Source organism: Winogradskyella ouciana (genome assembly GCF_965284585.1).
In the GTDB taxonomy this organism is placed as follows: Bacteria; Bacteroidota; Bacteroidia; order Flavobacteriales; family Flavobacteriaceae; genus Winogradskyella; species Winogradskyella ouciana.
In genome coordinates this window covers 3,339,186-3,358,568 of the sequence record NZ_OZ260095.1, presented here as the reverse complement: position 1 = coordinate 3,358,568, position 19,383 = coordinate 3,339,186, and the positions used below count along the sequence as shown (strand labels likewise).

The 19,383-nt window shown below is 34.9% G+C and carries 25 protein-coding genes; 2 read left to right on the top strand and 23 right to left on the bottom strand.

Going from position 1 to position 19,383, the window contains the following annotated elements; translation table 11 throughout:
• Window positions 1-1,317 carry a UDP-N-acetylglucosamine 1-carboxyvinyltransferase gene (gene murA, locus ACQ65V_RS14925; RefSeq protein ID WP_412560447.1) on the top strand — a complete coding sequence of 439 codons (1,317 nt, stop codon included), beginning with the start codon at window positions 1-3 and terminating at the stop codon, window positions 1,315-1,317.
• Between the two features lie 103 nt (window positions 1,318-1,420).
• Here murA and ACQ65V_RS14920 read toward each other — a convergent pair whose 3' ends face one another.
• The 23 genes from ACQ65V_RS14920 to ACQ65V_RS14810 all read right to left on the bottom strand — a co-directional run bounded on the left by ACQ65V_RS14920 (window position 1,421) and on the right by ACQ65V_RS14810 (window position 18,367).
• Window positions 1,421-1,783, bottom strand: coding sequence for a SnoaL-like domain-containing protein (locus ACQ65V_RS14920; protein ID WP_430468540.1), 363 nt, complete (start codon window positions 1,781-1,783; stop codon window positions 1,421-1,423).
• A gap of 401 nt (window positions 1,784-2,184) precedes the next feature.
• On the bottom strand, window positions 2,185-3,489 hold the full coding sequence (locus ACQ65V_RS14915) for a cryptochrome/photolyase family protein (RefSeq protein WP_430468539.1): 1,305 nt from the start codon (window positions 3,487-3,489) through the stop codon (window positions 2,185-2,187).
• A 67-nt stretch (window positions 3,490-3,556) separates the two neighbouring features.
• On the bottom strand, window positions 3,557-4,018 hold the full coding sequence (locus ACQ65V_RS14910; RefSeq protein ID WP_273289421.1) for an SRPBCC family protein: 462 nt from the start codon (window positions 4,016-4,018) through the stop codon (window positions 3,557-3,559).
• Window positions 4,019-4,050: 32 nt separating this feature from the next.
• The gene (locus ACQ65V_RS14905; protein ID WP_430468538.1) at window positions 4,051-4,515 is read right to left on the bottom strand and encodes a TspO/MBR family protein; all 465 of its coding nucleotides are present in this window, start codon (window positions 4,513-4,515) and stop codon (window positions 4,051-4,053) included.
• A 4-nt stretch (window positions 4,516-4,519) separates the two neighbouring features.
• Window positions 4,520-4,687, bottom strand: coding sequence for a Lacal_2735 family protein (locus tag ACQ65V_RS14900; protein WP_273289423.1), 168 nt, complete (start codon window positions 4,685-4,687; stop codon window positions 4,520-4,522).
• A gap of 5 nt (window positions 4,688-4,692) precedes the next feature.
• Window positions 4,693-5,232 carry a glutathione peroxidase gene (locus tag ACQ65V_RS14895; protein ID WP_430468537.1) on the bottom strand — a complete coding sequence of 180 codons (540 nt, stop codon included), beginning with the start codon at window positions 5,230-5,232 and terminating at the stop codon, window positions 4,693-4,695.
• 4 nt (window positions 5,233-5,236) lie between these two features.
• Window positions 5,237-5,923, bottom strand: coding sequence for an SDR family NAD(P)-dependent oxidoreductase (locus ACQ65V_RS14890; protein ID WP_430468536.1), 687 nt, complete (start codon window positions 5,921-5,923; stop codon window positions 5,237-5,239).
• Window positions 5,924-5,928: 5 nt separating this feature from the next.
• Entirely contained in the window at window positions 5,929-6,156 is a 228-nt protein-coding gene (locus tag ACQ65V_RS14885; protein ID WP_155089593.1) for a hypothetical protein, read from the bottom strand.
• A 3-nt stretch (window positions 6,157-6,159) separates the two neighbouring features.
• Window positions 6,160-6,849: a GTP cyclohydrolase I FolE gene (gene folE / locus ACQ65V_RS14880; RefSeq protein WP_273289426.1), complete on the bottom strand. Its 690-nt coding sequence runs from the start codon at window positions 6,847-6,849 to the stop codon at window positions 6,160-6,162.
• Between the two features lie 56 nt (window positions 6,850-6,905).
• Window positions 6,906-7,178, bottom strand: coding sequence for a TIGR03643 family protein (locus ACQ65V_RS14875; RefSeq protein WP_155089595.1), 273 nt, complete (start codon window positions 7,176-7,178; stop codon window positions 6,906-6,908).
• Window positions 7,175-7,606 carry a hypothetical protein gene (locus tag ACQ65V_RS14870; protein ID WP_273289427.1) on the bottom strand — a complete coding sequence of 144 codons (432 nt, stop codon included), beginning with the start codon at window positions 7,604-7,606 and terminating at the stop codon, window positions 7,175-7,177. The genes ACQ65V_RS14875 and ACQ65V_RS14870 overlap by 4 nt, the downstream gene beginning before the upstream one ends.
• 89 nt (window positions 7,607-7,695) lie before the next feature.
• Entirely contained in the window at window positions 7,696-9,186 is a 1,491-nt protein-coding gene (locus tag ACQ65V_RS14865; RefSeq protein WP_430468535.1) for a deoxyribodipyrimidine photo-lyase/cryptochrome family protein, read from the bottom strand.
• A 1-nt stretch (window position 9,187) separates the two neighbouring features.
• The gene (locus ACQ65V_RS14860; protein ID WP_430468534.1) at window positions 9,188-10,657 is read right to left on the bottom strand and encodes a cryptochrome/photolyase family protein; all 1,470 of its coding nucleotides are present in this window, start codon (window positions 10,655-10,657) and stop codon (window positions 9,188-9,190) included.
• Window positions 10,658-10,659: 2 nt separating this feature from the next.
• Window positions 10,660-11,964 carry a DASH family cryptochrome gene (locus tag ACQ65V_RS14855; RefSeq protein ID WP_430468533.1) on the bottom strand — a complete coding sequence of 435 codons (1,305 nt, stop codon included), beginning with the start codon at window positions 11,962-11,964 and terminating at the stop codon, window positions 10,660-10,662.
• Window positions 11,946-12,083 carry a DUF2256 domain-containing protein gene (locus ACQ65V_RS14850; RefSeq protein WP_412560455.1) on the bottom strand — a complete coding sequence of 46 codons (138 nt, stop codon included), beginning with the start codon at window positions 12,081-12,083 and terminating at the stop codon, window positions 11,946-11,948. Before ACQ65V_RS14850 ends, ACQ65V_RS14855 begins: the two co-directional genes overlap by 19 nt.
• Window positions 12,080-13,501: an SDR family oxidoreductase gene (locus ACQ65V_RS14845; protein WP_430468532.1), complete on the bottom strand. Its 1,422-nt coding sequence runs from the start codon at window positions 13,499-13,501 to the stop codon at window positions 12,080-12,082. Before ACQ65V_RS14845 ends, ACQ65V_RS14850 begins: the two co-directional genes overlap by 4 nt.
• Window positions 13,501-14,139 (bottom strand): flavin reductase family protein, encoded by a 639-nt coding sequence (locus ACQ65V_RS14840; protein WP_430468531.1) that lies wholly within the window; start codon window positions 14,137-14,139, stop codon window positions 13,501-13,503. Before ACQ65V_RS14840 ends, ACQ65V_RS14845 begins: the two co-directional genes overlap by 1 nt.
• 1 nt (window position 14,140) lies before the next feature.
• A complete protein-coding gene (locus tag ACQ65V_RS14835) occupies window positions 14,141-15,451 on the bottom strand; it encodes an ABC1 kinase family protein (protein WP_430468530.1) in 1,311 nt (436 codons plus the stop codon).
• Window positions 15,452-16,108 (bottom strand): TetR family transcriptional regulator C-terminal domain-containing protein, encoded by a 657-nt coding sequence (locus ACQ65V_RS14830; protein WP_430468529.1) that lies wholly within the window; start codon window positions 16,106-16,108, stop codon window positions 15,452-15,454.
• A 100-nt stretch (window positions 16,109-16,208) separates the two neighbouring features.
• Window positions 16,209-16,901 (bottom strand): MIP/aquaporin family protein, encoded by a 693-nt coding sequence (locus ACQ65V_RS14825; RefSeq protein WP_430468528.1) that lies wholly within the window; start codon window positions 16,899-16,901, stop codon window positions 16,209-16,211.
• Window positions 16,902-16,907: 6 nt separating this feature from the next.
• The gene (locus ACQ65V_RS14820; protein WP_430468527.1) at window positions 16,908-17,528 is read right to left on the bottom strand and encodes a low molecular weight phosphatase family protein; all 621 of its coding nucleotides are present in this window, start codon (window positions 17,526-17,528) and stop codon (window positions 16,908-16,910) included.
• 18 nt (window positions 17,529-17,546) lie between these two features.
• Window positions 17,547-18,020: a DUF6428 family protein gene (locus ACQ65V_RS14815; RefSeq protein ID WP_430468526.1), complete on the bottom strand. Its 474-nt coding sequence runs from the start codon at window positions 18,018-18,020 to the stop codon at window positions 17,547-17,549.
• A gap of 14 nt (window positions 18,021-18,034) precedes the next feature.
• A complete protein-coding gene (locus ACQ65V_RS14810) occupies window positions 18,035-18,367 on the bottom strand; it encodes an ArsR/SmtB family transcription factor (RefSeq protein WP_155089608.1) in 333 nt (110 codons plus the stop codon).
• 158 nt (window positions 18,368-18,525) lie between these two features.
• On the opposite strand from ACQ65V_RS14810, the gene ACQ65V_RS14805 reads away from it, so the two are divergent.
• Window positions 18,526-19,374: a DUF2911 domain-containing protein gene (locus tag ACQ65V_RS14805; RefSeq protein ID WP_273289440.1), complete on the top strand. Its 849-nt coding sequence runs from the start codon at window positions 18,526-18,528 to the stop codon at window positions 19,372-19,374.
• The last annotated feature ends 9 nt before the right edge of the window (window positions 19,375-19,383 follow it).

Sequence of the window (19,383 nt, the reverse complement as noted above, 5' to 3'; positions counted from 1 at the left end):
ATGGGAACATTTAAAATTGAAGGAGGCCACCAACTCAAAGGTAAAATTCAGCCTCAAGGAGCAAAAAACGAAGCTTTACAGATTTTATGCGCAGTTTTATTAACTGACCAAGAGATAAAAATAGACAACATTCCAGATATTATTGATGTTAATAAACTCATTGCTTTATTAAAAAAGCTGGGTGTTAAAATCAATAAACTAGGTAAAGGGTCATATACCTTTAAAGCAGATGAGGTAAATCTAAAATATTTAGAATCTGCAGAATTTAAAGAAGATGGTAAAGGTCTAAGAGGTTCAATCATGATTGTAGGACCTTTGTTAGGCCGCTTTGGTAAAGGCTATATTCCTAAACCAGGCGGTGACAAGATTGGACGTCGTCGATTAGATACGCATTTTGAAGGGTTTATAAACCTTGGAGCTAAATTTAGATATAATAAGGAGGATTATTTTTATGGTGTAGAAGCTGAGAAGTTAAAAGGAACTTATATGCTTCTTGATGAAGCTTCTGTTACAGGTACTGCAAACATTGTAATGGCTGCAGTATTGGCAGAAGGTAAAACCACCATTTATAACGCAGCCTGCGAACCTTATCTGCAGCAACTATGTAAAATGCTTAATCGAATGGGAGCGAATATCTCTGGTATTGGCTCTAATATGTTAATTATTGAAGGTGTTGATAAACTTGGCGGAACCGAACATAGAATGTTACCAGATATGATTGAAATTGGTAGCTGGATTGGTTTGGCCGCGATGACTAAGAGTGAATTGACCATTACCAATGTAAGTTGGGATGATTTAGGAGTTATACCAAGTGTTTTCAGAAAAATAGGTATAACAGTAGAACGGCAAGGAGATGATATCCACATACCTGCTCATAAAGATGGGTATGAAGTTCAAAATTATATAGATGGCTCAATATTGACCATTGCAGATGCACCTTGGCCAGGTTTTACGCCAGATTTATTAAGTATTGTCTTGGTTGTGCTTACACAAGCCAGAGGAAGCGCTTTAGTTCATCAAAAAATGTTCGAAAGTCGATTGTTCTTTGTAGATAAATTGATTGATATGGGAGCTAAGATTATTCTTTGCGATCCCCATAGAGCTACGGTTATCGGTCATGATTTTAAATCACAACTCAAAGCAACCACAATGACCTCTCCAGATATTAGAGCAGGTGTATCGTTATTGATTGCTGCTCTGTCTGCAAAAGGAACATCCACAATCCACAATATAGAACAGATAGATCGTGGTTATGAAAATATAGATGAACGTTTAAGAGCTATTGGTGCTAAAATTGAGCGTTTGGAAGGGAATTAGTCTCACAGTAATAAGTAACTAGTAAAAAGTAAAAAGTAAAAAGTAATAAGTGAGTTGTTCTAAAATCCACTTTACACTTTTCACTTTACACTAATATTTAGTGTTATTCCATCGAATAGAAAAATTGCTCATTTACAATTTTACCATCATTTACTTCCCATACACCAACTTCCTCCATTTGTTGTCTTCCTCTATCCTTTGTAGTTATATCAAACGTCATTTTAGAGGTAAAATGATTTCCAGCCACAACGGGTTCTCCAATCTCTCCACCATGAAATTCTTCAACATTGTCTAACCATTCCTTGTTTTTATTCCAGACATTTTGTCTTCCTTCAGTAACTTCTCCAGGCATACCTGGTATTTCTCGGCTTGTTACGTTTTCTGCGTAAAGTTCGTTGACGCATTCTAGGTTTTTACCTTCTGCGCACATTTGGTGCCATTTTTTGGCGACATCCCAAGTACTCATATTGCTTATGGTTTTTAATTAGTATTTTAAATGTACTCAAAAGTTTACCGACTTGTCTTAAAATAATGTTAGGATTATATTAACCCGTTGTGCATTTTGAGTGGGTTTCGTTAAAAACAATTGAAATTTCAAGCTTTTTGCCTCTTGTCCTAATTGATGAACTTGAAATTTCATCGATATTCCCATTAGGGATAGGGTAAAAATCGATGAAATGTTCATAATGCACAAGGGGTTACATTCCTAAAAAATTAAAAGCCCTGAGACTAATCAGGGCTTTTTAAAATTGTTTATTGAAATGGTTATTTCGGTTAAGACTTGATAAGTCTTAAAATTAGTAACGTTGGATTTTTTAAATTATTATATTAAATAGTTAAAAAAATAAAAATAATTTATTTGAGATGTTAATTTGGTGCTGATTTATAAGTTGTTAAACAGCGTTCCCTAGCTTCTTTATGGTCAACCATTTTCTCGGGATAATCCTCGGTGCCATATTCTGCTACCCATTTTTTGATGTATTTTTTGTCCTTATCGAATTTATCGATTTGAGTGGTGGGATTAAAAATTCTGAAATATGGTACAGCATCCACACCAGAACCTGCCACCCATTGCCAATTACCGACATTGCTAGCCATTTCATAGTCATGGAGTTTCTCTGCAAAGTAGGCTTCGCCCCAACGCCAATCAATCAATAGGTGTTTGCACAAAAAACTACCTACTAGCATTCGCACTCTATTATGCATAAAACCAGTTTTGTTCAGTTGTCGCATACCAGCATCCACTAATGGATAGCCTGTTTTACCTTCGCACCATTTTTTAAATTCATCTTCATTATTTCGCCACTCTATTCGATCGTATTTAGATTTAAAAGCATTGTCCTTGGTTTCAGGAAAATGCCATAGAATTTGCATAAAGAATTCGCGCCAAATTAATTCCTGCCAAAAGATTTCGTTACTCTCATTAATCGCTTTTTTAATCATTTTACGTACGCTTACCGTTCCAAAACGTAAGTGTGGACCTAAGCGAGAGGTGGCTTCTTTGGCTGGGTAATTTCGTTTCGCTTGGTATTCTTGGATTAGTGTTGGTGTCACTTCGTAATCTTCGATTTCCTGTGATGATGTATTAAAACCAATATCCGATAAACTGAGGTTGGGTAATCTGGTGTGTTGAATTAAGTTATCTAGATAATCGTTAGTGTAGTAAATTTTTAAATTATGATCCTTAAATTTTTCTTTCCAGGTTTTCATGTAAGGTGTATACACAACATAAGGATCTCCATCATTCTTTACGACTTCATCTTTTTCAAAAATTACTTGATCTTTAAAGGTCCTAAAGTCTATGCCATTGTCATCCAAGAGTTTTTCGATAGCCTCATCACGATCTCTTGCATAGGGTTCGTAATCGTGGTTTGTATAAACAGTTTCAATATCATAATCCTTAATTAATTCTTTATAAACATCAATAGGTTTCCCATGAAACATGGCAATACTACTATTATGCTCATTCTGCAATGTTTTGCGCATCTTCTGAAGCGTTTTAAAAATAAAGTTCACTCTGGCATCATCCTCGGGTAAATCATCTAAAATTTCAGAATCGAAAATGAATATTGGTGTAACAGGATACTCTCCCTTTAATGCTTCGTAAAAACCTAAGTTATCGTCCAGCCTAAGATCTCTTCTGAACCAGAATATATTTGTTTTATTATTCATTGTTTTTAATTATTCAGATAATGAATTAGTTATTAGACATTTGTCTTTGTTACATAATAATTCATTTTCAGTACTTTCCAAAGAGCGCTTCTAGCTTCTCAGTTCTGTAATTAAAGATTTCTTCCAATTTAGGCTTTACTAAAATTGGATGTACCATTTGCCCAAGAAAACCCATTGGGACTTTATAATCTATAATATCTTCCATTTCTACACCTCCTTCAATTTCCTTGATAAAATGTTTATGATGCCATAGCGCATAAGGACCAAAGCGTTGCTCATCTACAAAATATTTTTTATCCATTACATGTGTAATTTCAGTCACCCATTTGGTTTTTATTCCCATAACAGGCGTTACAATATACTGAATGATTTGTCCGGGAAACATAGGTCTATCAGCACCTGAAAGAATATTAAATCCCATATAATCTGGGGTAATGACTTTTAAATTTTTAGGGTCTGAAAGGAAATCCCATGCTTTTTCAACAGAGATGGGTAAGTTTTGCTTTTTATGTAAGGTGTATATTTTCATTTGGTGTATTTTGTTTTTGACTAGGTTTGGGCTTAGTTATTGAATAGTATATACCCATTTAAAGTGGTTGCTATAAATAGCCATATTATATAGGGTAACAATAGATATTTAACCCACTTAAGTCTATCGTGTCTAAATGTTATAAAAAAGTAGAGAATAGTAAGAAACAATAGTATTAAAACGATCAATCCTATAGTGATCATTTTTTGATTAAAGAAAAACCAATTCCAGCTAACATTTAAAAGCCAAGAGAATACATAAACTAACCAAAGCGAGACTTTTGATCTTTCAATAAAGAGTTCTGCTAGATAATAAGAAAAACACAGCATTATTATAGTCCATGCAAAACCAAATACCCAGCCTGGTGGTGTCCACGGAGCTTTATTAAGGTTGGTATACCATTCGCCAGATACAGCATCACCCATAAACCAATTACCAATGGCAAGCCCACCAAAATTAATGGCTAGAAAGAGGGTGAGGTAGTATGCTTTTTTCAAAGTATTATGCTTTTATTTTCTCGATATGTGCGAGGACTTCTTGAGCTTCGGCATACTTCTTATCGCTTTTGGCTCTATTAGTGGTCGATAGTTTGTGCCAGTCTGACATTAACTTTTCATACTGCTTTTGTAGCTTGTCTAATTCTGAAGTTTTTTTAAAAAGACCAAACATATTATCTATTTTAAATATTTTGTTATACGCGAATTTGTGGGTTTTGTGATGGAGTAGAAGTAGTCTGTTAATTCGCCTTCTTCATCAACTAAATATTTCTGGAAATTCCATTTTACTACAGAGCTTTTCTTACCATTAATAGCTTTTTTAGTCAACCATTTGTAAAGAGGATGTTGGTTATGGCCTTTTACGTTAATTTTTTGAGTAACAAGAAATGATACACCATAATTAACTTCACAAAACTGTTGAATGTCGTTAGAATCACCAGGCTCTTGTTTTCCGAATTGATTGCAGGGAATACCAATAACGACAAGTTGTTCCCTATAAGTATCATGGAGTTGTTGTAGTTCTTTATATTGTGGTGTGAAGCCACATTTTGATGCCACATTAACAAACAAGATTTTTTTACCTTTAAAATCGGCTAAATCAATTGGTTGTCCTTGTAAACTGTCTATTTTGATATCATAAATAGGTTTTGACGCCTTTCTAGTTACAGTATTATCTGAAGTTGTTAATGTGCCGACAAATGCTTTTAGTGGATTCATAAATCTATATTTTAAAACTAACTATACCGCAATCCATTTCAAATACCTGTCCGGACAGTGATGCTGCTTTTTGAGAAAGTAGAAAGCCAGCCATATCGGCAACTTCTTGAGGTTGTAAATATTTTTTTAGTGGATGTCGATCGTTCATATTTTCAATCATCCTTTCATTTCTCAAAAGTTTAGATGCCAATTCGGTATCAGTTACCGTTGGAGCTATAGCATTGACTCTTACCGTAGGTGCTAATTCTGCTCCTAATGACTTGGTCAAACCTTCAACAGCAGATTTGGAAGCTGCAACACTAGCATGAAATGGCATACCTAGCTTGGTGGCTACTGTACTGAATAAAACTATAGAAGGGTTATTGCCATTTTTAAGTGATGACAAATACTTTTGTATTGCTTTAACAGCACCTAATACATTAATTTCAAAATCGTTTTCAAAATCATCAATACTCAAACGATTTATCGGTTTAAGGTTAATGCTACCTGGGCAATATACTAATCCATCAGCACTGTCAATTTCTGGTAGTTCGTCATTTATGACATCACAACTGTGATGCTTTAGGTTTTCAGATTCATTTTCAGGTGGTGTTCTACTGATATTCACCACTTCATCATAGGAAGAAAGCAAAGATGTGACAATTGCATTGCCAATACCTTTGCTTCCTCCAATTACTATTAATCTGCTCATATTGCTTATGCTGCTGTTAATGGACGTCCTTTTAAACGTTTTTCAATCTTTTGTTTTATAACTGTTAAACGCTTCATGAGTTCCATTAATTTTGCGTCTTTCTTCTGCTTGTAAACTTCGTTTACACCAAGAATAATCTCTTTGGCTTCTCTTGCGGCCAAGATTCTGTCACTAGTTGTCTTGAAGGAAAACTTCCTGTTTTCAAATTCAGTTGCTTTTTCTAATATATCCATTTGCTAATTGTTTATATAATTCTGTAATTCAACAATTTTTTCGGGTGTGTTGAAAATTCCACCATAATAAGTTGTAACTGTTGTTGATGTATCATCTTTAACACCTCTAGATGAAACACATAAATGTTTAGCATCAATGATTACGGCAACATCATCGGTTTCTAATACAGTTTTAAGTTCGTTTGCTATTTGCTGGGTTAAACGTTCTTGAACCTGTGGGCGCTTTGCGTAATACTGTACGATGCGATTCAGTTTTGAAAGCCCTATGACTTTCCCTGATGATTTGTAGGCAATATGTGCTTTGCCAATTATAGGAACGAAATGATGTTCGCAATTTGAGTAGAACGTAATGTTCTTCTCCACTAACATTTGATTGTACTGATATTTATTATCGAATAACGCTACTTTAGGTTTATTATTTGGGTCGAGGCCAGAGAATATTTCTTCGACGTACATCTTGGCAACACGGTCTGGCGTGCCTTGTAGTGAATCGTCTTTTAAATCTAAGCCCAATACATCCATTATTTCAGAAAATAGTATTGAAATTCGCTGTTTTTTTTCGTCATTGGACATCTCAAAAGCATTAGGCTTCATAGGTGTCTCTAGACTTGTAAATAAATGGTCATCTCCAATATCTTCAATCGAAAATCCATTTAATTTGTGACCATTTTTAGTGGAAGTTGTAGTATTCATAAAAATCTTTTTAATGTGCTGTCTTTAAGTACTCCAAGCTTAAATCAAAGCACGTGTTAACGTTTACTTATAGAGTTATTTGTTATTGTTCTTTGACGCGTACATTTAAATCTGCCTTTGTCAAATGTTCTTTTTTTAATGTGTTTGGTTGCTCGTCCTTGAACTCGTGCTCTCCACATTCTGAAACTACTAGGTTTCATTTCTCTCCGCATTAAATCAATAATTTCTTGTTCTTTTAAACCAAACTGAAATGTTATTGCTTCAAATGGTGTTCTATCTTCCCATGCCATTTCTATAATACGATCAATGTCTCTAATACTCAAATTCATAAACTTTCGGGCATTGCATATTGCATGTCGTATTTAACTTTCTGATCGAGTAACTTATTAAAGAATTTCTTGTTCTCTTTAAACGTTTTACTGTTTCTAAAACGGATAAACCTACCTTGTGCGTGCAGACTTGATCCATTAACCTTATATATTACTAATTGATAGTAAGGAATTATCCAAGTAAAATTTCTTAGCCCTTGATTGATCATCACCAAAATACCCTTCGGCCGTAATTCTATATTAGCATAATTTATATCTGACACTTTGTTCATCATGCTCTGCATATTAGGACTTACTTCTTCTATTATCATCCTTTTAGAGCCTATACCTTTAAGTTTCAATATCTGTACCAAACTAAAAGGACTGCCAATAAGGTCGGCTATAATTTGCCTGTGCTCACTATTATGATGTGTAGTGTTTAAAATCATTACACCGTAAATATACAAAATGTTTAACCTTTTATGTAAAAAGTTAAACAAAAATTAACACAGAATTATGAATGTTGAAAATTTGGAGTCTATTCGTTTCGTAACATGCGCTTTCTATCACTAATGGTATGTCGCTTAAGTATTCTAAAACTTTCACGCATAACATCAGGATCTTTTTTCATATTCCAAAGAATATCGCTGGCGTACTTGCGGTTTTCCTTTATATCTACAATTGGAAATGGATAATCCTCACCAAGCTTAAAACTATAGAATGCTTGTTCCATTTCGGTCATAAGGTAAGGTTCGTGAATAAATGGTAGGTCTAAATTTTTCAATTCGGGCACCCACTTTTTGATAAAGACCGCATCTGGATCGTGTTTGAGACTGTTGGTAGTTGGATTGTAAATTCTAAGATTATTTATTCCTGTTTCTCCTGCTTGCATCTGTAATTGCGGAAAATGAATGCCAGGTTCAAAATCAAGAAATTGTTGTGATAAATGTGTGGTAGCATCTTGCCAAGGCTGCCAGAGAATATGCGTAAAGAACGATGCTAACATTGCACGCATTCTAAAATTAATATATCCAGTTTCAATAAGACATCGCATACTGGCATCTACTAACGGAAAACCAGTTTTACCTTCTCTCCAAGCTTTTTGATATGTTTTTGAAATACTCTTTTTCAGCTTATGGTAGCCTTTATTAATACTTGCGTTTTCCATGGTGTGTTCCATTTCAAACTTTTGAATAAAATGAGCTTGCCATCGTAAACGCGATATAAATGCCGCAATATGAGATTTATCCTTTGCATTGGTTTTTAAAGCTTTTGCTTTTTGATAAACTTGGCGTATCGACAAGTTTCCCCAAGCTATATAGGGTGAAATCCTACTGCAACTACTACGTGATGCCTCGGGCTTAGATATATTGAACATGTAATCTTCATGTCTGCTTTCAAAGAAAGAGCTGGCATATTTCCAACCCATGGTGCTACCTCCTTTTTGAAAATTAGTGACTGATGGTGTCTCTAAATCGGTAACTGTAAATACCTTTTCTAAGGTTTCAATAGCGGTATTATTTATCAATTGGTTATCGTTGGGCTTAAAGATTTCCAAGTCCTTGTTCATATAGCTTTCCCAATTTTCAAACCAATTATCTCGATATAGCAATCCACGCTCTACACCGTTGTTTTTGCTCTCGTGCCAATCGATAAAATTATTCCGACAATATCTCGTAAATTCTTTGTCTCTGTTGTAGGTGACCAACAATCCTGTTTCTACATGCGAATAGATGGCGTTAACTTTATAAAATTCCTGAATGAGATTAAACGCACTTTGAATATCGCAGGTCACAGCTAAAACCTTAGTATTGTATTCTTTAAGGCTTTCATTGATATCTCGAATCGATTCCTTTATAAAATTGAAATGGCGTTCGCTATAATGTTCATCATTTAGAATGATATATTCAAAAGCATAAAGAATCAAGGTTCGTTTTCCGGCTTTTAGGGCGTTTGCAATAGCTTCATTGTCTTGAAGTCTTAAATCGCGCTTTAACCAAACGACATTGATATGTTCTTTTTCTGCCATACTAAAGTTGCTCTAAAAACTGTTCAGCATTGTTGAAATGGTTTTCTAAAGTTTCTTTGTTCATTCTATCTAAATTGCCCAAAAGCATACCTAATCTAGGATTGCCTGAGAAGAAATCGCGATGCTTATCCATAAAGGTCCAGAATAGACCATCCCAAGTGTCTTGCCAATCGCCTTTAGAATAGTTGCTCATTTTCATGATGTAATTACTACTGCTTATATAAGGTTTGGTCGACATTAGACCACCATCAGCATAAAGGCTCATACCATAGACGTTTGGTACCATTACCCAATCATAAGCATCAATGAATAATTCCATAAACCATTTGTACACTTCGTCTGGATCAAATTCACATAACACCATAAAATTGCCCAGTATCATTAGGCGTTCAATATGGTGTGCATAACCTGTTTTGAGGACTTTTTTTATAACGTCGTCGATGGGTTTTATACCTGTTGTGCCATCATAGAATGACGAAGGAATTTTTCGATCAAAATTCCAGAAATTCTTAGTGCGTTCTTCTGTTCCTTTTACTTCATAGACACCTCTAATAAATTCGCGCCAGCCCAATATTTGACGGACAAAACCTTCAATGGAATTGATGGGAACATCATTTGATTTTCCAAAGCCAATCGCTTTTTCAATCACTTCTGAAGGGTTCAGTAATCCTACATTAATAAGCGGTGAGAGGATACTATGGTTTAAAAAGTGTTCTTCCTTAACAATAGCATCTTCGTAGGGTCCAAACTCATGAAAGCGTTGTTCAAAAAACTGTTGTAGCCAATCCTCAGATGATTTAAAATCTATAGGATAAATGGTTAAATCAGTAAGTTCACCATAGTGATTGCCGAAATTATCAGTCACATAGTTTTCAGCTTCCTTGTGATAATCACTTTTATCCGGAAATTGAATATGTGGTGGTGTTTTATCTTTAGGATACTTCTTTCTATTGTCACCATCATAGGTCCAGTTGCCACCTTCTGGCTCCTCAGAAACCATTAAGATGTCACGATTTTTACGCTGTTGTTTGTAAAACGATGTTTGAAAGAATTTCGTTTTATTCGGTTTAAAGAACGAAGTGAGTTCTTCTTTTGTGTTTATAAAAAGTGGGTTCTCATACCATTTTATGTCAATAGCATTAGAAACTTCATTAATGTGTTTTTGCAACCAATTGTCTGTTGGGTCAATGATATGAAGCTTTTCGACACCTTCATCAATCAGTTTAGGGATGAGTTGTCTTACATCACTTAAGTCTGATGTAGCATCAATATAATTAACCGTTTTATCTTTACTCTTAAGATATTCTGCATAAGCCTTCATGGAAGCTCTATGAAAGGCAATTTTTTGTTTGTGAAACTTGTAATGCGTAAAGAATAGAAATTCTTCAATGATATAGACATCAGCTTTTACCTCGAGAATTGGTGAATTTCTGAATAATTGATGTGGGAATATGAGTACGGCTTCTTTCATTATTAAAATAAGCTAGGTTGCAACCAAAGACTTCTAAATTTTCCATTAGCATCATAGCGCTCTGCTTGCAATTGCACATTGAATTTTCGATCTCTAGGGTCGTTACCAACACCTGCTACATACATCCAATTGCCGTAGTTGCTGTGTACATCGTAATCTACTAATAAAGACTCAAAATAGGATGCGCCAATACGCCAATCGAGTTCTAATTCTTTAGCGAAGTAGGACGCCACATTTTGGCGTCCTCTGTTACTCATCCAGCCGGTTTCTTTGAGTTCAATCATATTGGCATTTACAAAGTCAGACTGGGTTTCGCCATTAATCCAATTATTGATTTGAGTTTGGTTTGTAGACCATTCGTAATCTTTTTGAAGTATACCTCCTAGTTTGAATATTTGGCTACCGTGCTTAATGGATACGTACTTAAAATAATCACGCCATATCAATTCAAAAATCAACCAGTAGGTTGATTGGTTTTTAAAATGTTCTTTTTCAAATTGTTTTACGTTCCAATAGATTGTTCTCGCAGAAATACTGCCATTAGCCAACCATGGTGAAAATTTTGAACTGTAATCAACACCAACTAAGCCATTTCTAGTTTTCTTGTAGAATCCTAATTTTTTAGTATTGAAGAAATAATCGTTTAATCGATTTAAGGCTTCGGTTTCACCGCCTTTAAAAGGGAATACTGAATGCGGATGTTGTTCAAAGTCTTTAAACCCAAGGTCTGACAACGTTGGGATATTGGTATTGTTTTCAATTCTATTATCGTTGGTTTGCTTTTTGGTTGTCACCTCATGTCTTATGTCAACATACTTTTCTAATTTCTTTCTGAATACAGTAAAAACTTGTGGTGTTTTAGAAATTTCAAAATTGATATCTTCTGGATGAAATAAAAGCTGATTGTGAATATGGTGCCAGTTGATATCCTCTAGTTCGGCTTTCACCAAATTCTCAGTATCTACTTCCTCTTGCGTCCATTCTTTTTGAAGGTAAATGTCCGTTATCTGATGTGCTTTGCCCAACTCTGGAATGACAGCTTCAGGTGCATCAAGAAAAACCAGTAGATCAATATTGAGCTGATTGAGCTGTTCTTTTAAATCGTGAATTGTCTCTATCAGGAATTTAGCTCTGAACTTTTCTGTCTTTTTAAACCCAAATTTATCGACTTCAAAATGTCTTGGGTCAAAACAATATACGCCAACAAGTTTGTGGCCGTTCTTTGTTGCTTCAGCTAAAACAGCGTTGTCAATTGTTCTTAGGTCATTTCTAAACCAAACCAAGTTTTTTATTTTGTCCTTCTGCATTTTTCGCTACAATATTTTACGTTGTCCCAATCCTTTGCCCATTTTTTGCGCCATGTGAATGGACGTCCACAAACGAGGCAAATTTTCTCTGGTAAATGTTGTTTTTTTGCACCTTTCATTTCGGTTCTACAAGGGCATTTAGCATACCTTTAAAGACAAAGGCATGGAACGGTAAAACCATATACCAGTACAATCGTCCCCAAACGCCTTTAGGCCTAAACACTGCACGCTGATATAGTTTGTCCTTCACAATTTTAAATTCCAACCAGGCTTCTCCAGGCAATCGCATTTCGGCAAATAATAAAAGCCGTTTTTCGTTTTTATCAGCATAAAGTACACGCCAAAAATCGAGAGGGTCACCAGCTTCAAGATAATTATCATGCGTACGACCTCTTCGTAATCCAACACCACCAAATAGTTTATCCATATAACCTCTTAGCTTCCAAAGGTTATTAAAGCTATACCATCCGTTACGACCACCAATACTCCAAATTTTGTTTAAGGTGTATTCTTCATCTACTATATTTCTCGACCTCACATCTTTAAAACAGCCGTATTGAGGTAGCTCGATGTGTTTAGATAATTGACTTCTAAATCGGCCACTGCTAACGGCATCTTTCCAGCTTGATATTACCGCATTTTGTTCAATTTTTTGAAATGCTAAATCGACCGCAGTTTTATAATCGACCGGTTTTATGTCTATAACATCATTGACTTTACTTGGTTTGCCAATAACTTCTACTTTCATGCTGTCTACCAATGCTTGAGCCAGTTGAAATGAAGTGGATGTTACAAAATACAGCCAATAAGAAGATAATTTTGGTGTTAAGACAGGTAAGGTGTAGATGTAACGCTTCAGACCACGAACTTCTGCAAATTGCAATAGCATTTCTTTGTAAGTCAAAACTTCAGGGCCATAAATGTCATAGGAATTGTTGTATAATTCTTTTTTCCCCAATGCGCCAGATAGATAGCCAAGTACATCTCGTATAGCCAAGGGTTGGGTTTTAGTGTTTAGCCACCTTGGAGTTATCATAACAGGTAATTTTTCAACAATGTCCCTAATAATTTCGAACGACGCGCTACCGCTTCCTACTATGATGCCTGCACGTAGCGTAGTGAGTGCATATTCATCTGATTTTAAAGTTTCCTCTACTTGTAGTCTAGACTCTAAATGCTTAGACAATGATTCATCATTAACAATCCCACTAAGGTAGATGACTTGTTTGCAATCCGTAGCGTTAATTAGGTTTTTGAAATTAAGGGCGCATTGACGTTCTAGGGATTCAAAATCATCAGAACCAGTTGCCATAGAATGGATAAGGTAATATGCGGCATCAATATCTTTAGGGATTTTATTGGGCTCAGGATCTAAAAAATCAATTTTTATAAAAGAACAAAGTGGGTTGTCTTCTATTTCATCTGGAATACGGTTTAAATCACGTACACAGCATATTAATTCGTGTTCATCTTCTAGAAGTTGAAGTGCGAGTCTTTTGGCGATATAGCCTGTTGTGCCTGTAATTAATATGCGCATTAGTCATTAGGGATTGCAAATTCTGGTTTTGGGCGCTGATATTCTAATCGTTTTTTTAACTCTGGTACTGCATAGCCATCTAACCCGTTGATAGTCGCTACCTTGCCCTTAGATAAATTAATGAATCCATCTTTTTCTAATAAATCATCAGGTACATAGAGTTTTTCAATTTTACCAATGAGTAAGATAGTGTTATTTGCCTTAATAGGGTACTCTTCAACATAACTCATTGCTAATTGCACAGGGCAACCTTTTACAAAAGGTGCTATAAAATTGTCTTTATATTCTTCTTCTAATGATGTTGCATCAAACTCTGAAATACCTGAATCGTACTTGGCAGAGGTGTGATGTGCATCTTCTAAAATACCATAGTGTATATGATTTAGAGTATATTTCCCTGTAGTTTTAATGTTATCATAGGTGTTTCTAATTACAGTTGTAGGTCGCAAAAAGAAACCTAAAAGCCCAGGATTAGAACCTAAATGTGTTATGGAACTGAATACGGCCACATTACTTACACCAGTATCATCTTTGGTACCAATGAGATTAGCCGATTTATAACCAGAGCAACTATTAATTAAATTAATGCGATACAAATGATGCATTTGGTTAATATCATCTAAGCTGAATTTAGCCATTTTAAAGGTTTGTAAAATTGTTGATTTTAATATTTTCAGCTTTAAGATCGAACATTAAATTATATAACCCAAAGAACGTTCTGTTGATGTAAATAAAGTGTTTAGAACCTCTGTTGCCATTCATATTTCTAAGCTCTGTGCTTTTTGAATATTTCTGACCCATTTCTGATACTTGATTAAAAAAATCAGGATTTGAAAAATCGAATATTTCTTTTTGAAATGGCTGAGTGAACAGGCTGAGTAACTCGTGAAACATTGCAGAAAAGAATTCGATTTCTTCTTTAGAATCATCAGACCTTAGTATTTCCAGCTGATACATTTTCTCAGAAAAAGCATCAGGATTATCGATACAAGCTTTATCTGCTAATTCAAAATAAGGTTTGTAAAATGTTTCAGGAATGGTTTTCATACACCCAAAATCGAGCGCAATTAAATGACCTTCTTTAGATATCAAAAAATTTCCGGGATGAGGATCTGCATGCACCTTTTTTAATTTATGAATTTGATACATATAGAAATCCCAAAGCGCTTGTCCGAGTTTATTGGATACTTCGTGATCTGTGTTGTGCGCCACAAATTCTGAAAGGTGTTCTCCTTTCATATAATCCATTGTTATAATGCGCTCTGAAGAAAATTCTTCGTAATAATTCGGGAATTTTAAATTAGGAATATGCTTACAAGCCTCTACAACGTCTTTACTTTGCTGTATTTCTAATAAATAGTTAGTTTCTTCTGTTAACTTGTTTTCTACTTCTTTAAAGTATTTATCCGAATCTTTACCTTTAATATTAAACATCTTAATAGCAATTGGCTTTACTAAAGCCAAATCTGATGCGATACTCTCCGCAACTCCAGGATATTGGATTTTCACAGCAAATTTTTTCCCATCCTTTTCTGCAATATGGACTTGTCCTATACTGGCAGCATTAACTGAAGTTGCGTTGAAAGTATCAAAAATGTCTTCGGGATGTTTACCGAAATATTTTTTAAACGTTTTTATAACTAATGGCGGCGATAATGGTGGTACTGAAAATTGAGATAAGGAAAATTTCTCAACGTAAGCTTGAGGCAAAATGCTTTTTTCCATACTCAGCATCTGAGCCACCTTAAGGGCGCTACCTTTTAATGTTTTTAGGCTATCATATATATCCTCTGCATTATTCTTATTAAGTCGTTCTTTGGCATCTTCTTTAGAATTTACCATTTTATCACCATAGTATTTTAAGTAGTTTACACCTACTTTGGCACCAGTGGAGACTAATTTACTCGCTCTAGAAATTTTGGTAATGGGTATACTGTCTATTGTCTTCATTTAGTTACTGTGCATTTTTTCTTTATACAAGAATTTACCAAAATCTATTAAACTCTTTAACGGAGTGGTATCAATAAGATCAAAACTTGCTCTTACTGATTTCTCAATAAACAAGTCTGTTTTTTCAAAAGAGGGTGAGGTGTCATCTAACCAAAATTTCATGGTAACTAGTAGTTGTAGCCAAGCTGATTCTTTTAAACCTCTGTTTTGAAGTTTTTCTAATTGCGCTTGCTTCAAATCTAAGGTCTTTATATTAAGATGCTCTATGTAATTTGAAAATCGCTGCTTTAATTTTGCTAAGGTCTTAAGTGACTTTAGCTGATTTTTGTTATGCTCTAAGGCATGCACAACGTAGCTTCTATTGGCGGTAAGAACTTCAAAAAAGGTGTAGTAGAAGCTAAGTAACTTATTTCTAGCATCGAAATTAATATAGTCTTCGCTTTTCTCTAATACTGCATGTGCACTATCAAAAAAGACTTTGAAAATACTTTGTTCTAAGGCATCAAACGAGCCAAAAAATTCGTAGAATTTTTGTTCTTCAAAATTATTATCCTTTGCAAAAGCATAAACAGACTTGGGCTGTTCATTATGAGTTAGTGCATAATCCATGTATAACTCAATGATTTTTGATTCTGTGATTGATTTTTTCTTTGTCATTGTATTTCATTTACAATGTAAAGATACATAATGTTTAACTATTTTAAATAAAAGTTAAACAAAGTTTAACAAGAATATATGAATTTGAAAAAAAAAGTGTTTAACAATTTTCGTCACAGCAATTATCATCTTTAACCAATTTGCAGCTCATAATGGCTAAAAAGGCTCCAATAATTGGTGCGGTCAAATACAACCACAGATGTTGAAGATTACCAGAAATTATAGCTGGTGCTAGTGATCTAGCAGGATTCATGGATGCCTTGGTCATTGGACCAGCAAACATAGCCTCCAATAAAATTACACCTCCTACAGCTATTGCTGCCATGGTGCCGATTTCTTTACTTCCTGTAGAAACATTTATAATAACAACCATTAAGAAGAATGTGAGCAACAGTTCGAGAATAAAAGCTTTATAGGGTTCGAATCCTTCTGCGGGATAAGTGTGCCCAAAGCTGTTGCTCTCAGGAAATAAAACCCATAAAATCGCAACGGCCATAAAAGCTCCCGCAACTTGAAAAAGGATATATTTTGGCACATTTTGCCAATTAAATCGATTGGCTACAGCAAAACCTATGGTTACAGCTGGATTAAAATGTGCACCAGAAATTTCACCAAAGGCATAAATCATGGCCATGACAATAAGTCCCCAGGTTATGGCTACGCCAACGTGTGTAATGCTTCCTCCTGTAATTTCGTTTACGGTCATAGCTCCACAGCCACAGAAAACCATAGCGAACGTTCCGATAAATTCAGACCAAAGTTTTTTATTTAATGGGTATGTATTTAAACTCATATATTCTTAATTATTGAGTTTTATGTTTGAGAAGACATATTTCACCTCGGTTGCAATTTGAAGACTACGCTCTAGGTATTTTTCAGCTTGCTGAGGTGTGCCGTCAAAAGCTTTTGGATCTTCATAGGTTATTGGGATGCGCTTTACAGCACCAGCAATGAACGGACAACCTTCATCGGCACTAGAACAGGTCATAATGGCTGCAAACTCAGATGACGGATTAAAATCTGCATCAAATGTTTTAGAAAACCCAATAACAGGATGAGCTGTTTCAGAATATTTTATGGCATACACAGGATTATCCTCATTGGATAGTTTTTCAATTTTAAATCCAGAGCTTTCCAAAGCTTCAGCAGCCGAAGGAAATAGAGCAGTGGCTTCGGTTCCGCCCGAATAGCAAAATACGTTTTTAATATTAAAATGGTGAGCCATGGCTTGTGCCCAAACTTGAGATAAATGGCTGCGACGCGAGTTGTGCGTACAGATAAAGTTTAGGTTTATTATAGCTTTAGTACCTGCTTTAGTCTTTATAAAATCAATAAAAGGTTGTAACGTTGTTATTCTTTCTTCTGAAATTGAAGTGGTATCTAAGCTTTCTATTTTTTCTGATAATTCTGAAAATATCATTGTGTGTTTATATTTTGATTAACAACAGTTGCCATCTGGTGAGCAACAAGGTTCATCAGATAAATCTGCTAATTGTAATTTTGGTTTAGATTGTTTTTCTGGTATTCCACAATTATCTTTTGCCAAACAATCGGTTTGTTTTGTAGTTAATAGAAAGTTAGTGCCATTAAAGTCTAAACCAAATTTACCAATGGTTTCTCCTTGGTATTCTACTTCGATTTCTAAATCATCAATATTCAAGGTTTTCTGGGATAATTCAATAATATGTAGCAATTTTTCAGGATGTAGTCTATGGTTGTAATCATTGGCTTCCCAAAGTTGAAAATTCACAACCTCTTCATGCCTTACGGTACCTCCACAATCAATAAAGTCTTTGGTGATTTTACCAACTTCGGTTACATGAAAGTGATTGGGAACCAATGTTCCGTTTGGCAATTGAAATGCTATTTTATCTAGTTCCTTTAATTTCGATTTTATTTCTGATAGTTTCATAATTCTAAATTTATTTAACAACAATTAGTATTCTCGTTTACATCTTGATTCAAAAAATCATTTATAATGGTTTTCATTTTAGACCAATTGGCCTTGTCAATGCAATAGCAAACACTTGTCCCTTCGATATTGCCCGAAATGAGACCAACATTCTTTAATTCCTTAAGATGTTGCGAAATGGTGGGTTGTGCCAATCCAATTTCATCTACCAAGTCTCCACATATACAAGAGTTGGTCTTAAACAAATGTTGTAATATGGCGACTCTGGCAGGATGCCCAAAGACTTTGGCAATGCTCGATATTTGATTTTGCGCTTCAGTAAAAATTTCGCTCTTAGTTAATCCCATAATATTTAATTATTATATTGCAATATTACGATTAATATGTTTATTAGAAAAGATTAGAGGGTTATAATTGTTGTTTTTAAGTCTTTCTTAACATATTTCGCTTTTCTTAAGTCGTAACTTTAAGCCACTTTAAACAAAACACTTAACACTATTAAAAAATGAAGAAATTATTACTATTTGCATTTGCGTTAACATTGATGTTTTCGGTAAATGCACAAATTGAAACGCCTGCGCCAAGCCCTTTGAGTAAGGTTGAGCAACAGGTTGGATTAACAGATGTAACCTTGGAATATTCTCGTCCAAGTATGAAAGGACGTAAAATCTTTGGTGATTTAGTGCCTTATGGTAAAATGTGGCGTGCAGGAGCCAACAAAAATACTACCATAACATTCAGCGATGATGTTACTATTGGAGGTAATGAAGTAAAAGCGGGTTCTTATGCTATTTTTATTACGCCTAATGAAAAATCTTGGGATGTATATTTTTATTCAGACACCAATAATTGGGGAACTCCTCAAGAATGGGATGATTCTAAAGTTGCGGCCAAAGTCAATGTAGAGACGTATCAGATGCCTATGGAGGTAGAGACCTGGACTATGACATTCGATAGTTTAACTAACAATTCTGCAGAACTTGGTTTTATATGGGAAAACACCTATGCTGGAGTAAAATTTGAAGTGCCAACGGCTGAAAAAGTATCTGCTTCAATCGCAAAAGTGATGAGTGGCCCTTCTGCTAATGATTATTATGCTGCTGCTGTCTATAACTTATCTGAAGGTAAAGACTTGGATAAAGCTATGATGTGGATTGATAAAGCTGTAGATTTAACTAAAGAACAGCCGCGTTTTTGGTACTTGAGACAACAGTCTTTAATCCATGCTGCAAATGGAGATAAAGACGGTGCGATCGCTGCGGCTAAAAAATCACTTGAAGGTGCACAAAAAGCCGGAAATGATGATTATGTTAAAATGAATAAAGAATCATTAAAAGAATGGGGTGCGATGTAATTGTAACTC

Excerpts from the sequence above, each read along its gene's own strand:
- ACQ65V_RS14855 (WP_430468533.1), bottom strand. The coding sequence starts at position 11,964 with ATGCAGAAGGACAAAATAAAAAACTTGGTTTGGTTTAGAAATGACCTA.
- folE (WP_273289426.1), bottom strand. The coding sequence starts at position 6,849 with ATGAATACTACAACTTCCACTAAAAATGGTCACAAATTAAATGGATTT.
- ACQ65V_RS14815 (WP_430468526.1), bottom strand. The coding sequence starts at position 18,020 with ATGAAACTATCAGAAATAAAATCGAAATTAAAGGAACTAGATAAAATA.
- ACQ65V_RS14810 (WP_155089608.1), bottom strand. The coding sequence starts at position 18,367 with ATGGGATTAACTAAGAGCGAAATTTTTACTGAAGCGCAAAATCAAATA.
- ACQ65V_RS14865 (WP_430468535.1), bottom strand. The coding sequence starts at position 9,186 with ATGGCAGAAAAAGAACATATCAATGTCGTTTGGTTAAAGCGCGATTTA.
- ACQ65V_RS14840 (WP_430468531.1), bottom strand. The coding sequence starts at position 14,139 with ATGGCTAAATTCAGCTTAGATGATATTAACCAAATGCATCATTTGTAT.
- ACQ65V_RS14915 (WP_430468539.1), bottom strand. The coding sequence starts at position 3,489 with ATGAATAATAAAACAAATATATTCTGGTTCAGAAGAGATCTTAGGCTG.
- murA (WP_412560447.1), top strand. The coding sequence starts at position 1 with ATGGGAACATTTAAAATTGAAGGAGGCCACCAACTCAAAGGTAAAATT.
- ACQ65V_RS14835 (WP_430468530.1), bottom strand. The coding sequence starts at position 15,451 with ATGAAGACAATAGACAGTATACCCATTACCAAAATTTCTAGAGCGAGT.
- ACQ65V_RS14920 (WP_430468540.1), bottom strand. The coding sequence starts at position 1,783 with ATGAGTACTTGGGATGTCGCCAAAAAATGGCACCAAATGTGCGCAGAA.
- ACQ65V_RS14860 (WP_430468534.1), bottom strand. The coding sequence starts at position 10,657 with ATGAAAGAAGCCGTACTCATATTCCCACATCAATTATTCAGAAATTCA.
- ACQ65V_RS14845 (WP_430468532.1), bottom strand. The coding sequence starts at position 13,501 with ATGCGCATATTAATTACAGGCACAACAGGCTATATCGCCAAAAGACTC.
- ACQ65V_RS14885 (WP_155089593.1), bottom strand. The coding sequence starts at position 6,156 with ATGGATATATTAGAAAAAGCAACTGAATTTGAAAACAGGAAGTTTTCC.
- ACQ65V_RS14895 (WP_430468537.1), bottom strand. The coding sequence starts at position 5,232 with ATGAATCCACTAAAAGCATTTGTCGGCACATTAACAACTTCAGATAAT.
- ACQ65V_RS14820 (WP_430468527.1), bottom strand. The coding sequence starts at position 17,528 with ATGATATTTTCAGAATTATCAGAAAAAATAGAAAGCTTAGATACCACT.
- ACQ65V_RS14825 (WP_430468528.1), bottom strand. The coding sequence starts at position 16,901 with ATGAGTTTAAATACATACCCATTAAATAAAAAACTTTGGTCTGAATTT.
- ACQ65V_RS14850 (WP_412560455.1), bottom strand. The coding sequence starts at position 12,083 with ATGAAAGGTGCAAAAAAACAACATTTACCAGAGAAAATTTGCCTCGTT.
- ACQ65V_RS14830 (WP_430468529.1), bottom strand. The coding sequence starts at position 16,108 with ATGACAAAGAAAAAATCAATCACAGAATCAAAAATCATTGAGTTATAC.
- ACQ65V_RS14900 (WP_273289423.1), bottom strand. The coding sequence starts at position 4,687 with ATGTTTGGTCTTTTTAAAAAAACTTCAGAATTAGACAAGCTACAAAAG.
- ACQ65V_RS14805 (WP_273289440.1), top strand. The coding sequence starts at position 18,526 with ATGAAGAAATTATTACTATTTGCATTTGCGTTAACATTGATGTTTTCG.
- ACQ65V_RS14910 (WP_273289421.1), bottom strand. The coding sequence starts at position 4,018 with ATGAAAATATACACCTTACATAAAAAGCAAAACTTACCCATCTCTGTT.
- ACQ65V_RS14875 (WP_155089595.1), bottom strand. The coding sequence starts at position 7,178 with ATGAATTTGAGTATTAGAGACATTGATCGTATTATAGAAATGGCATGG.
- ACQ65V_RS14870 (WP_273289427.1), bottom strand. The coding sequence starts at position 7,606 with ATGATTTTAAACACTACACATCATAATAGTGAGCACAGGCAAATTATA.
- ACQ65V_RS14890 (WP_430468536.1), bottom strand. The coding sequence starts at position 5,923 with ATGAGCAGATTAATAGTAATTGGAGGAAGCAAAGGTATTGGCAATGCA.